Raw genomic sequence first — 11,916 nt, 5'->3', positions numbered from 1 at the left:
CCGGGACGGTGGATCAGGTGCGGTCCGAGCTGGGAATCCAGGGCCTGGCCCCGGAGGAAAATCCCCCGGATTTATCCGTGGGGATCGTTAAGCTGACGTCCGGCGTCTGCCGGCCCGCGATGCCAGTGGCGATCTTGTCGTGGGCGGCGTCGAACGGGAACGACGTGACGGTGACCTTGGCCTCCGCGTTCTCCTTGGTGAAGTCGGCGGCCAGCGCCTGCAGTTTCTCCCCCTCGGCGCCCATCGCCCAGACGGTGATCTCGCCCGTGGCCTTGCCCTCGGCGATGCCCTTGCCGGCGGGCTGGCCGCCGGTCGTGGAGCCGCCGTCGTCCCGGCCGCAGCCGGTCACGCCCAGCGCGAGCGCGAGCGCGACGGCCGTCGCGTGTCTCCAGTGCTTCACTACGCCTCCTCGGGGATGGGTCCCACGGCCGGACGGGTCACCTCTCGGGGCCCGCCGCCGGGCGGCGCCCGGTCGCCGCGGGGTCGTGCGTGGTGGTGGCGGGGCAGCCGCAGCTGCCTCGGACGACGAGGTCGGTCGGGAGCACCAGGCCCCCGTCGAGCGGGTCGGTCTCGCCGGCCGCGGTGGCGGCGAGCGCCCGGCCGAGGTGGTGGGGGCGGTAGCCGTGCTCCTCGATCGCCCGCAGCACCCGCCGTCGCGTCTCCTCCGACACCTGCCCGACCCCGTTGGACACCCGGGACACGGTGGCAACCGACACCCCGGCCAGGCGGGCGATCTCCCGGACGGTGAGCCGATCGTTGCCCATGACTCCCTCGATCCGTCGCGCCGAGCCCTGTAACCGATTACAGCTGCACGATAGGCAAGGGTGTCCCACTTAACAACCGCAGACGTCGATTTCAGGACCGGTGCCGGCGGGCGGCGGTCGCCTGGAGCGTGGGCCGGCGGACCACGGCGACCCGGTCGCCGCGGGCGCGTACCGACGCCCGGCCGTCGCGCCGACGGCGCACGCGCAGGTCGACGGTGGCGCGGCCGACCTGCACGCCCTCCAGCGTCAGGTCGGGCAGCCACTCGGGCAGGTGCGGGTCCACCAGGATCGTCCGCAGCGGCGCGACCGGGCGCAGGGCCAGCAGCGCCTGGACCACCGCGACGACGGCGCTGGCCGACCACGCCTGCGGGGAGCACGAGTTCGGGTAGACGCCGGGGTGTGGGTGTTCGGCGTCGCGCGGCAGCCCGCCGAGCGCCTCGGGCAGGCGGTGCCCCTCGAACAGCGCCGCCGCGGCGAACATGCCCTCGGCGAGTCGGTGCAACTGCTCCCAGCAGCCGTACCGGGCCAGCCCGATCCCGATCGTGCCGGCCTCCACCGGCCAGACGCTGCCCCGGTGGTAGCTGAACGGGTTGTACGCCGGGTGGTCGGCCGACAGGGTGCGCACGCCCCAGCCGCTGAACATGTCCGGTTCCAGCAGCCGGCGGGCGACGGCGGGGGCGATCCGGGCCGGCACGATCCCGGTGGCCAGCAGGTGCCCGTCGTTGGAGCTCACCGACCGCACCTGGCGTTTGTCCGGCCCCAGGGCCATCGCGTGGCACCCCCGCTCGGGCATCCAGTACGCGCGGTGGAACCGGCGGCGCAGGGCGTGCGCGCGGGCCACCAGGACGGCGCCGGTGCGCGGGTCGCCGGTGGCGGTGAACACGACCGCGGCGTGCCGCAGCGCCGCGTACCAGTACGCCTGCAGCTCGCTGGTCGCGATCGGGTTCGGCACCACCCGCCCGTGCTCGTCGACGATCGCGGTGTCCGAGTCCTTCCAGCCCTGGTTCTTCAGGCCCGCCCGGGAGCGGCAGTGGTACTCCAGGAAGCCGTCCCCGTCCGGGTCGCCGTACCGGTCGATCCACTCCAGGACCCGCCGCGCCACCGGCAGCAGGTCCCGCAGCGTGGCCAGGTCACCCGTCCAGGCGAGGTACTGGCCGAGGAAGACCAGGAAGTCCGGCGCCGTCGACCAGTCGCCGTAGTACGCGGTGAACGGGTCGAACCCGAGCACGGACACCGGGCCCAGGCGGGCCTCGTGCAGCGGCTTGCCCGGCTCCTCGTCCCGCCACCGGTCGATGTGCCGCCCGACGCGGCGGGCATTGAGCCGCAGGCTGTCCGCCAGCATCGTCGACCCGGCCAGCAGCGCCTGCCACGAGGCGGTCATCGTGTCCCGGCCGAAGACCTCCTGGTAGATCGGCAGCCCGGCCATCGGCGCCGCCGGCCCCGCCGGTTCCCCCAGCGGCAGCACCGCCAGGTCGTCGACCGCGCACCGCCACGCCGCCTCGACGTCGAAGTTGCTGCTGCGCATCCGGGTGAACTCGCGGGCCAGGCGGGACCGGGCGGCGGCGGCCCGCCCGCCGGGCTCGGCGAACGTGGCCGGCGGTGCCGCCAGCCGCTCGCCGTCGAACACGGGCTCGACGAGGAACTCCACCCGGCCGCGCCCGCGGGCCGGCACGCGCAGTCGCAGCGCGAGCGCCCCGTCGGCGTACGCGACGGGCCCCTCGGCGTGCACGCGGACCGCGACCGCGCGGTCGAGGTCGTCGCGCAGGTAGGTCAGGCGCAGTTCCCGGGCCGCCGGGTCCCAGGCCGCGCCGACCCCGCCGCGCTGCACGCGCCGGCCCGTCTCGGCCTCGCCGGTGTCGGCGAAGTCGGCGGCCAGCCGCAGCCCCAGTCGCAGGTCCAGCGGCCGCTCGGCGTAGCTGAGGACGGTCAGCCGGGTGCGCAGGCCCGCGCCGACGAAGCGCTCCGTCAGCAGGTACGCCGCCCGGGAGGGCAGCGCCTCGCCTTCGGCGAGTTCGGCGTACGACAACTGGGCGTGCGCCTGGACGCTGGCCGTGCTGAACGGAACCGGCTCCCGCCCGTCGACGGTGAGGTGTTCGGCGCTGAGGACCCGCGTGTTGCGCGCGAAGAATCCCTGCGGCCCGGCGCCGGTGATCCGGCCGTGCACGTCCGTGACCAGGGCGCTCCACCCGCTGGCCACGTACAGCAGGTCGGGACGGACCCGCAGGTCCCGGATCCTGCTCATGGGCCGCACCTCCCCGGCGGATGGCTCCGCCCCGGGGTGTGCGTCCCGGGCGGCGTCGGACAGCCGTCCGTACCCGCCCACGCCGCCGATACACCCGGCACCACCGCGCCGCGGCCGGGCCCTGGGGAGGGCTCAGCCCTGCGGCGGGGTGATGTCGACCATCCACGCGGTGCCGAAGCGGTCCACGCACTGGCCGAACTCGTCGCCCCACATCTGCTTCTCCAGCGGCACGGCCACCACGCCGCCCTCGCTGAGCTGCTCCCAGTAACCGCGCAACTCGTCGGCGTCGTCGCCGCTGATGGACACGGTGACGGCGTTGCCCCGCTGGATCTGCATGCCGGGCGGCGTGTCGGAGGCCATCAGCACGTAGCCGCTGCGGGTCCGCAGCATGCCGTGCATGATCTGGTCGGCGATCGCCGGGTCGCCCCCGTACTCGCCGAACGTGGTCAGCGACAGGTCACCGCCGAACACCTGGTGGTAGAACTCCATCGCCTCCCGGGCGTTGCCGTCGAAGTTGAGGTACGGGTTGAGTTGCGAGGCCACAGCATCCCTCCTGATCCGTTGGTCGGCGCCCATCGTCGCACCGTCACCGCCCCTGAGCGGGGCGTACACGCGGACAGGCGCGGCGCAACCCACCCCGCTCGGCGCGGGCCGGTTCCGTCCGCCCGCCTGGCCGGAATGCCCCGGGAAGGGGCCGGATCGACTCGCGTCGACGGGCGCCGCGCGCTCCTATGCTGCGGCGATGACCGATCAGTGGCCCTCCGGGCGGTTCGCGGCGCTGACGCCCGCCCCGCATGATCATGGAGTTGACGGCCGCCCTTTCGGCGTGTCGCGCCGTCAACTCCATGATCGCCGGGCGCTGGCCGCGGCCGTCAGCGCTTGCTCTGCTGCTTCGCGGTCTGCGGATCGACGCCGCGACCCACCCTCTTCAGCGCGTCGCGCAGCTGGCCCTCGGTCATCTTCGAGTTGCCCTCGATGCCCGCCTCGTGGGCGCGTTGGCGCAGCTCGTGCAGTTGCTCGCGGTCAGCCATCTGGACCTCCCCTGTCCGACCCGGCGCGGGAACGCCTCCCACGCGTCGAGACAGGGGCCTTCCCGGCGGCGCCAGGCGCAAACCGTGGCTGCCCCGGGCGGTCAGATGTCGGCCGAGCCGGGCGGCACGTCGACCGGGATTCGGACGCGGAGTTGCTTCAAGCGGCGACGGCGGGTCCTGGTTGGCTCCCGAACTGCACCGCGTGGTACCGCTCGCGGACGATCTCCAGGTTGGTGCTGCCCGGCTCGGCGGCGTACGCGATCAGTGCGTCCCAGCAGCGTTTGGAGGAGTCCGGCCGGTCATTCGGTCCGGCTCGGTGTGATGGCCGCGCTCCTACGGGACAAGTTCGACCGGCATCCAGCGATGGCGCAACAGCTGAGGGAAACCGGCGACGCCCGGCTGCTCTACAGCGATTGGGGATCGCGGTACTGGAGCTCGGACGGCGCCAACTGGCTGGGGCGGCTGCTGGAGCTGGTGCGTTCGGAGCTCGCGGGGCGGTGAACGGAATCACCCGGCCCGGAAAGTCCGGGCCGGTGATCCGAGCGACTCGGTCAGCGGCCCTCGAGGGCCTTCACGTTGTCGCCGAAGGTCCAGCTCTTCGAGCCGTCCCAGTTGATCGACCAGGTCATCAGGCCCTTGATCGAGCTGACGCTGTTGTATGCCTGGGACACCAGCGACGGGGCCAGGTAGCCGCCGCCCGCGCCGGACTGCGCCGGCAGGCCCGGGACCTGCTTGTCGTACGGCACCCGGATCGTCGTGCCCTGGATGGTCAGGCCGTTGTCGAGGCACTGGGTCTGCACGGTGAAGCCCTGCACCGTACCGGCCGAGTAGGAGTCACCGGAGCAGCCGTACATCGAGCCGTTGTAGTACTGCATGTTCAGCCACCAGAGCCGGCCGTTGTCGGCGTACCGCTTGATGATCGGCAGGTACGCGCCCCAGATCGAGCCGTAGGTGACGCTGCCGCCGGTGACGTACGCCGTCTCCGGCGCCATCGTGAGGCCGAATCCGGCGGGCATCTGCGCGAGCACGCCGTCGATGATCCGGATCAGGTTCGCCTGGGACGTCGACAGCCGGTTGATGTCGCCGCTGCCCGTCAGCCCGGTCTCGATGTCGATGTCGATGCCGTCGAAGTTGTACCGCTTGAGGATCGGCACCACCGTGGCGACGAACCGGTCGGCGACCGCCGTCGAGTTGAGGTCGATGCCGGCGGTCGCGCCGCCGATGGACAGCAGGACGGTCAGGCCGGCGGCTTTGGCACGGCAAATCTCGGCCGGGGTCGGCACGCGCACGGTGGCGTCCATGCCGTCCTCCCACAGCACGGTGCCGTCGGCGCGGATCACCGGGAAGGCGGCGTTGACCACGTTGTACCCGTGGGCGGGGATGCGGGAGTCGGTGATCGGTATCCAGCCCAGCGGCGGGTGCACGCCGTTCGCGGCGCCGTCCCAGTTCTCCCAGTAGCCCTGCAGCACCTTGCCGGCCGGCTTCGGCTTGACCGCGCAGGTCTCCCCGCCCGGGGGTGGGGTGGTGGTCGGTGGCGGCGTCGGCGTCGGCGAGGACGTGGGAGTGGGGCTGGGCGTCGGGGTCCTGGTGGGCGTCGGCGAGGGGCTGCCGTCGCAGGCGCCGAGGTCGCGCCACAGCGCCGGGGTGGCCGCGGGGTTCCACCCGGAGCCCGGCGGCGGGGTGTGCGTCTGGATGGCCTCGTACAGGCGGCCGGCGTAGGTGACCCGGCTGCCCGCCGGGTAGCTGGTGCCCTCGGCCCAGGCCGGGGCCGTGCAGGCGACGGCGGCGCCGACGTCCGCCGGCCCGGTGGCCGCTGCGGCGAAGCCGCCCGTCGTGGCGAGGGTTGCGGTGGCGACGACGGCCGCCGCGCCCGCGAGCAGGGCCGCCACCCTGCCTCGAAGTCCCATGACATCTCCTCCCGTCGATGACCCGGAGCGTATCAGTAAAGTTTGTTAATTAAACAATGGGTGTTGATATCGATCTATTTCTATCAATACGCTTGCCTGGTCCCGCTCGACCCGTCCCCATATGGAGCGTGAGTGATGCGTATGCCCAAGCTGTCCCGGATCCTCGCCACCCTGGCCGCCGCGACGATGGCGTCGCTCGGCGTCGTCGCCGCCGAGGCGTCGCCGGCCCTCGCCATCACCAACGTCTGCTACAACACCAGCCAGGCGGGTCCGTTCGCCGGGTACGCCAACCAGGCCGCCTCGATCTGGAACGCCTACACCAACAACATCAACATGTCGCAGTGCGGCACGAACCTGATGATCTACTACACCTACGGCGGCGGCTCGTACGCCGTGCGCTACAGCCTCGGCAACGGTTACGTGGTCATCGACTACTACCAGGCCCAGCAGTACAGCCCGCTGCGGATCATGACCCACGAGATCGGGCACATCCTCGGCCTGGCCGACAACTACAACGGCAACTGCGCCCTCCTGATGTCCGGCGGCAGCGCCGGCACCGCCTGCACCAACCCGTACCCGCACTACACCGAGGCCGCCGCGGTCGACTCGTGGTTCCGGTCCGCGTCGCCGGGCGCGGAGAGCGCGCGGGTCTTCAGCGACAGTTGGCCGGCCGCCGCGACGGTGGGCGCCCAGCGCTGACGCCGCGCCAGCGGTGACGCCCCGGCCGGGGCCGGCGCTCTCCGCCGGCCCCGGCCGGTCGATGGCGAGACACTTGAACGCACATTACTCATAAAGTACGTGAATCGGACGCCCTCTCAGTCGCTGCCGACGGTGACCTGGTCCTGCGCGCCGCGCTGTACCCGAAGCTGGAGGCCGTGGTGTCGGCCGAGGACGTGCGCGCCGGCCGTACCAGGGAGCGCATCGACGCCCTCGATCCGGACCATCTCGCGATGGTCGGCTTCAAGGTCTTCCTCGACGGCGGGCTCACCGCAGTTTCGAGAGGATCCGTGGGGGAAAGCCCGGCGCGGCGATCCTCGGCGGCATGCAGGTCAGCGAGCGCGGGACCTCTCAAACCGGGTGATACCAGGCAAATGTTGTCGGATGCCCAGCCAAGCGACATGCGGTCCCGACCAGGGGCGGGACCCGTGGCTCTGTGATCGGTTGAGGTTGGAGCGCGGCACCAGGAAGACGAGTGCTAGGAGGCGACTGGAGATGCGAGCGCTGGTTTATCACGGCCCGGGCCGCAAGAGCTGGGACGAAGTCCCGGACCCGACAATTCAGCAGGACACCGATGCCATCGTCCAGGTGGACGCGTCAACCATCTGTGGCACCGATATGCACATCCTCAAGGGGGACGTGCCGACGGTCACGGAGGGGCGGATCCTGGGCCACGAGGCCGTCGGCACCGTGGTCGAGGTCGGCGCCGGTGTGAAGAACGTGAGCGTGGGTGACCGGATCCTCGTGTCCTGCATCAGCGCCTGTGGCCGCTGCCGGTTCTGCCGTGGCGGCCGCTACGGGCAGTGCGTGGGTGGGGGTGGTTGGATCCTTGGCCACCGCGTCGACGGGACCCAGGCCGAGTACGTACGGGTGCCGTTCGCCGACAACTCGACCTATCCACTGCCGGCCGGGGTCAGCAACGAACAGGCCCTCATGCTCGCGGACATTCTCCCGACCGGGTACGAGGTCGGCGCGCTCAACGGGGCCGTCCGTCCGGCTGACACCGTCGCGGTCGTCGGGGCCGGACCGATCGGACTGGCCGCGATTGTCGGTGCGAAGCTCTTCACGCCGAGCCATGTGGTCGCGATCGATCGCACCTCCGGACGGCTCGAGGCGGCCAAGCAGTTCGGCGTGGACGTGGTGGTCAACAGCAGCGGCGAGGACCCGGTCGCTGAGCTGATGCGGCTCACGGACGGGCTCGGCGCAGACGTCGCCATCGAGGCGGTCGGGGTCCCCGAGACGTTCGAGCTGTGTGCCCGCCTGGTACGTCCCGGTGGACGGCTGGCCAACATCGGCGTGCACGGCAAGCCGGCGACACTGCACCTGGAAGAACTCTGGAACAGGGACATCACGATCACGACCGGCCTGGTCGACACGTACTCGACCCCTACGCTGCTCAAGCTGGTCGCCGCGAACCAGATCGACTCGGCCCGGCTCATCACCCACCGCTTCGCTCTCGGCGAGTTCATGCAGGCCTACGACGTCTTCGCGCGGGCCGGCGAAACCGGCGCGCTCAAGGTCGTCCTCAGCCGTTGACGTTCCCTCCGCCCTAAACTAATGGACGGAGATTTCCTCCGCTCTGCGCGCGGAACAGCGCACAGCGCCTGAGCGGATTCCTGCTTCACGGCGCTGCGCCGGCACGGGTGCCGGTCCTACCTGCGCTCCACAGGGTTCCGGCTCTCGCCGCGAGCACGTTGGCGCCGTGTTGGACGTCCCGGTCGTGGACCCCCGCACGGGCAGGTCCACGACCGGACGGACAGCGGCTTGGGGCCGTCGAGCCAGCCGCACGCCGAGCACGTCTGCGACGTGGGCACAAAACGGTTGATCTTCGCGAAGGCGCGCCCGTACCGGGATGATCGATTTATCGCGCACCTCACATCGGCGTGTCTCGTCGTAACCCATCACACCCAGCCGGTCACCCGGCGGTCACTTTGCCGACCCCGGCCGGTCGCGTCGAAGCACTCAGGGGCCGGCGGTCACCGCCGGCCCCGGCCGCGCGTGTCGGGCCGCTCAGGCGCCCCCGCCGCCCGTGCGGTAGCGCTCCACCTCCGACCACACCGCGGACATGCCGGCGAGGCAGCGGTCGAACACCTCGGCGTGCGCCAGGTACGCCGTCCGGTCCGGCCCCGGCCGCACGCACAGGTCGTCCGCCTCGTCCACCGTCCACGGCGGCACGTCGTGCCCGAGCGCGCCGGGCAGCAGGGAGGCGACGCCCCGGGCGCCCAGCTCGCTGGTGAGCTGGCGGCGCACCGGCCGGCCGAGCACGTCGGCGAAGATCTGCGCCCACACCGCCGAGCGGGCGCCCCCGCCGGCCAGCCGCCACGGGCGGTCGCCGACGTCCGCGCCGCTGGCGAGCACCCGGTCCAGCTGCACCCGGTGGTACTGGGCCACGCCCTCGATCACCGCCCGGGCCAGGTGCCCGCGGCGGTGGTTGCTGGACAGGCCGAGGAAGGTGCCCGACGCCGACGGGTGCTCGGGCGCCCCGTTCACGAAGGGCAGGAACAGCAGCCCCTCGGCGCCCGGCGGCACCGCGGCGGCCTCCCGCAGCAGCTCCGCGGCGGGCACGCCGCCCGCCCGGGCGTGCGGAACCCCGGCGCAGGCCAGCCAGTCCAGGTTCGCCGCCGAGGTGGGCGCCACCTCCATCGCCAGCATGGTGGCCGGGTCGGGCATGAACGCGCTGAGCGTGACCTCGGGGGCGGGACTGCGTGCGGGCACCACCACCCCGTTGATGGCCCACGTGCCGACGATGATGGTCCCGTCACCGACCTCCCGACCGCCGGCGCCCAGGGTCGCCGCGACGCAGTCCATGCACCCGGCGATCACCGGCAGGCCCTCGGGGAGCCCGGTGCGGGCCGCGGCCGCCGCGCTGAGCCCGCCGACCACCTCGTCGGAGCGGCGCGGCGGCGGAAACCGGTCGAGGTCGGCGGCCGGCAGGCCGACCAGTTCCAGCGCGGTCGGCGTGTAGGCGCGGGTGTCGAGACCGACCAGGCCGAAGGCGCTGGCGTCGCTGTAGTCGGCGCTCGGCACGCCCGTGAGCTGGGCGGTGACCCAGTCCTTGCAGGACAGCGCCCACCGGGTGGCCGCGTAGGCGGCGGGCTCGGCGTCGCGCAGCCAGCGCAGCAGGACGGCCGGCTGCGCGGCCCAGGGGATCGAGCCGGTCTCCCGGGCCAGCCGGCGGGCGCCGTCGGCCGGGATCGCCGCGACGACGTGTTGCGCCCGGCTGTCCGACGAGGCGATGGCCGGCCCGACCGGGCGCAGCTCGGCGTCGACCGGGTACAGCCCGTTGCCGTGCGCGGCGACCCCGATGCCGGCCGCGGCGTACCCGTCGGCCGCGAGCTTGCCGCCGATCTCGGCGAGCAGCGACAGCACCGTGTCGGCCAGGGCGGCCATGTCCACGTCGTGCCGGTGGGCGGTCACGCTGGTGCGCGGGGTGCGGGCGTGCACCACCGCCAGCTCGTGGCCCGCCACGTCGAACGCGGCGGCCTTGGTGGCCGTGAGCCCGACGTCGACGCCGAGGTAGCAGGTGTTCCCAGCCGTCACGACGCCCTCCTGTCACTGGTCGATGCCGCCTCGGCGAGGCGCAGCACCCGGGGGCGGAACCGGCGCAGCTCCCCCCGGTACGCGGCCACCTCGGAGCGGGCCCGCCCGGAGTCCCACCCGAGGTGCCGCACGGCGACGTCCGCGCAGGTCACGGCCGCCGACAGGGCCATGTCGGGGCCGAGACCGACCAGCGTACGGCGCAGCAGCACGTCCGCCAAGGTCCGGGCCCCCTCCTCGCGGAAGGCGAGCACCACCTCGGCGGCGACCGCGCCGGTGCGGGGGTCCACGACCTCGCCGAGCGCGGGGTCGGCCACGACGAGTTCGCGGATCCGGCCGGCCCGGACCCCGTAGACGGCCAGCAGCCGGGCGGCCTGCTCCGGGGTGAACGGCGCCGGCGCGCGCAGGAACTCGGCCCGGAACGCCGGCCAGTCGGCGGTGTCCGCGCCGGGCAGCGGCCGGGTGCGGGTGGCGCACCGGCGGCGCGGGCGGGCGAGCACCTTCAGCGCCTCGTCCACGGCGTCCTCGGCCAGGGCCCGGTGGGTGGTCAGCTTCCCGCCGATGATCGTGAGCAGCCCCCGGTACGCGGGCGCGTGGTCGAGCACCGTGTGCCCCCGGCTGATCTTCGCGTTGTCCGACACCCCGGCCGTGTACGGCAGCGGCCGGACGCCGGCGACGCTGTAGAGCACGTCGTCCGAAGTGAGGTTCGCGTCGGGGAACAGCCGGTTGGCCTCGGTGATCAGGTAGTCGATCTCCTCGTCGCTGGCGACGACCTCGTCCAGGTCGTCCTCGTACGTGAGGTCGGTGCTGCCGAGGACGTACCGGCCCTCCCAGGGGAAGACGAAGATGGGGCGCTGGTCCGCGGCGGCCTCGAAGAAGATGCAGGTGTCGGGGGCGCCCGGGAACGGGTCGACGATGACGTGGCTGCCCTTGGTGCCGCCGTTGAGGCGCCCGCTCTCGACCTGGCCGTCGAGGATCCGGTCGATCCACGGCCCGGCGGCGTTGATCGTCAGGCGGCCCCGGACCTCGCCGGCCGCGCCGGTGTCGTTGTCGCGGGTGCGCACCCCCAGCACCCGGCGGTCGTCGACGATCAGGCCGGTCACCGTGGTGTAGGTCAGCACGGTCGCGCCCAGGCGCTGGGCGTCGACCAGCAGTTCGACGCAGAGCCGCTCGGCCCAGGGCACCTGGGCGTCATTGAACAGCACGCCGCCGCGCAGTCCCCGCTGGGACAGGTGCGGCCAGCGCCGGCCGATCGCCCGGGTGGACATGCCCCGGCTGCGGCCGCGCCCGCGCCCGGCGGCCAGCACGTCGAACGCGGCCAGGCCGAGCCGGATCAGCGGCCCCGGCCGGCTGTCGCCGGCGTAGAACGGGATGAGCATCGGGTAGTCGTGCACGAGGTGCGGGGCGTTGCGGAACAGCAGGTGCCGTTCGCGGATCGACTCGTGCACCAGGGTGAAGTCGTAGCGTTCGAGGTACTTCAGGCCGCCGTGGATGAGCCGGCTGGAAGTGGCCGTCGTGCCGGCGCCGACGTCGCCCCGGTCGACGACGACGACGCTCAGGCCGCGGCCGGCGGCGTCTCGGGCGATGGCGAGGCCGTTGATGCCGGCGCCGATGACGACGAGGTCGACGACGTCACCGGTGCCGGTCTGCGGGTGTGGCATGGGTGGCTCCCGGGAGGGGGGTGCGGGGCGCGGGACCGGCGGACGGGCCCGCGCCCC

The 11,916-nt window shown here is 73.0% G+C and carries 13 protein-coding genes; 3 read left to right on the top strand and 10 right to left on the bottom strand.

The annotated features are described in order from the left end of the window. Positions 1–13: 13 nt before the first annotated feature. From ACGFIZ_RS31735 to ACGFIZ_RS31715, 5 genes are all read right to left on the bottom strand, one after another. Positions 14–400 (bottom strand): hypothetical protein, encoded by a 387-nt coding sequence (locus tag ACGFIZ_RS31735; RefSeq protein ID WP_393426235.1) that lies wholly within the window; start codon positions 398–400, stop codon positions 14–16. A 37-nt stretch (positions 401–437) separates the two neighbouring features. Beyond that, positions 438–764: a LacI family DNA-binding transcriptional regulator gene (locus tag ACGFIZ_RS31730; protein WP_393426232.1), complete on the bottom strand. Its 327-nt coding sequence runs from the start codon at positions 762–764 to the stop codon at positions 438–440. Between the two features lie 91 nt (positions 765–855). Continuing rightward, on the bottom strand, positions 856–3,006 hold the full coding sequence (locus tag ACGFIZ_RS31725) for a glycogen debranching N-terminal domain-containing protein (protein ID WP_393426230.1): 2,151 nt from the start codon (positions 3,004–3,006) through the stop codon (positions 856–858). 132 nt (positions 3,007–3,138) lie between these two features. Beyond that, positions 3,139–3,549 (bottom strand): VOC family protein, encoded by a 411-nt coding sequence (locus ACGFIZ_RS31720; protein ID WP_393426227.1) that lies wholly within the window; start codon positions 3,547–3,549, stop codon positions 3,139–3,141. A gap of 329 nt (positions 3,550–3,878) precedes the next feature. After that, positions 3,879–4,037 (bottom strand): hypothetical protein, encoded by a 159-nt coding sequence (locus tag ACGFIZ_RS31715; RefSeq protein WP_393426224.1) that lies wholly within the window; start codon positions 4,035–4,037, stop codon positions 3,879–3,881. Between the two features lie 363 nt (positions 4,038–4,400). Here ACGFIZ_RS31715 and ACGFIZ_RS31710 point away from each other — a divergent pair, with 363 nt between their 5' ends. Further along, complete coding sequence (locus ACGFIZ_RS31710) at positions 4,401–4,538, top strand: hypothetical protein (RefSeq protein ID WP_393426221.1); 138 nt, start codon at positions 4,401–4,403, stop codon at positions 4,536–4,538. 50 nt (positions 4,539–4,588) lie between these two features. On the opposite strand, the gene ACGFIZ_RS31705 is transcribed toward ACGFIZ_RS31710, so the two are convergent. Continuing rightward, complete coding sequence (locus tag ACGFIZ_RS31705) at positions 4,589–5,944, bottom strand: carbohydrate-binding protein (protein ID WP_393426218.1); 1,356 nt, start codon at positions 5,942–5,944, stop codon at positions 4,589–4,591. A 135-nt stretch (positions 5,945–6,079) separates the two neighbouring features. Between ACGFIZ_RS31705 and ACGFIZ_RS31700 the strand changes: the two genes are divergently transcribed. Then, on the top strand, positions 6,080–6,643 hold the full coding sequence (locus ACGFIZ_RS31700; RefSeq protein ID WP_393426215.1) for a snapalysin family zinc-dependent metalloprotease: 564 nt from the start codon (positions 6,080–6,082) through the stop codon (positions 6,641–6,643). Positions 6,644–6,759: 116 nt separating this feature from the next. Here ACGFIZ_RS31700 and ACGFIZ_RS31695 read toward each other — a convergent pair whose 3' ends face one another. Then, positions 6,760–6,888: a hypothetical protein gene (locus ACGFIZ_RS31695; RefSeq protein WP_393426212.1), complete on the bottom strand. Its 129-nt coding sequence runs from the start codon at positions 6,886–6,888 to the stop codon at positions 6,760–6,762. Between the two features lie 223 nt (positions 6,889–7,111). Between ACGFIZ_RS31695 and ACGFIZ_RS31690 the strand changes: the two genes are divergently transcribed. After that, positions 7,112–8,197 (top strand): zinc-dependent alcohol dehydrogenase family protein, encoded by a 1,086-nt coding sequence (locus ACGFIZ_RS31690; protein ID WP_393426209.1) that lies wholly within the window; start codon positions 7,112–7,114, stop codon positions 8,195–8,197. Between the two features lie 116 nt (positions 8,198–8,313). Here ACGFIZ_RS31690 and ACGFIZ_RS31685 read toward each other — a convergent pair whose 3' ends face one another. The 3 genes from ACGFIZ_RS31685 to ACGFIZ_RS31675 form a co-directional block, all read right to left on the bottom strand. Continuing rightward, positions 8,314–8,538 (bottom strand): zinc ribbon domain-containing protein, encoded by a 225-nt coding sequence (locus tag ACGFIZ_RS31685; RefSeq protein ID WP_393426206.1) that lies wholly within the window; start codon positions 8,536–8,538, stop codon positions 8,314–8,316. 133 nt (positions 8,539–8,671) lie between these two features. Then, positions 8,672–10,201: an FGGY-family carbohydrate kinase gene (locus ACGFIZ_RS31680; RefSeq protein ID WP_393426204.1), complete on the bottom strand. Its 1,530-nt coding sequence runs from the start codon at positions 10,199–10,201 to the stop codon at positions 8,672–8,674. Continuing rightward, a complete protein-coding gene (locus ACGFIZ_RS31675) occupies positions 10,198–11,859 on the bottom strand; it encodes a glycerol-3-phosphate dehydrogenase/oxidase (RefSeq protein WP_393426201.1) in 1,662 nt (553 codons plus the stop codon). The genes ACGFIZ_RS31680 and ACGFIZ_RS31675 overlap by 4 nt, the downstream gene beginning before the upstream one ends. Between the last annotated feature and the right edge of the window lie 57 nt (positions 11,860–11,916).

Origin of the sequence: Micromonospora sp. NPDC048830 (genome assembly GCF_043198215.1) — a bacterium.
Taxonomy (GTDB): domain Bacteria; phylum Actinomycetota; class Actinomycetes; order Mycobacteriales; family Micromonosporaceae; genus Micromonospora.
The sequence above is the reverse complement of the archived record's forward strand: the minus strand, read 5'-3'. Positions and strand labels throughout refer to the sequence as shown.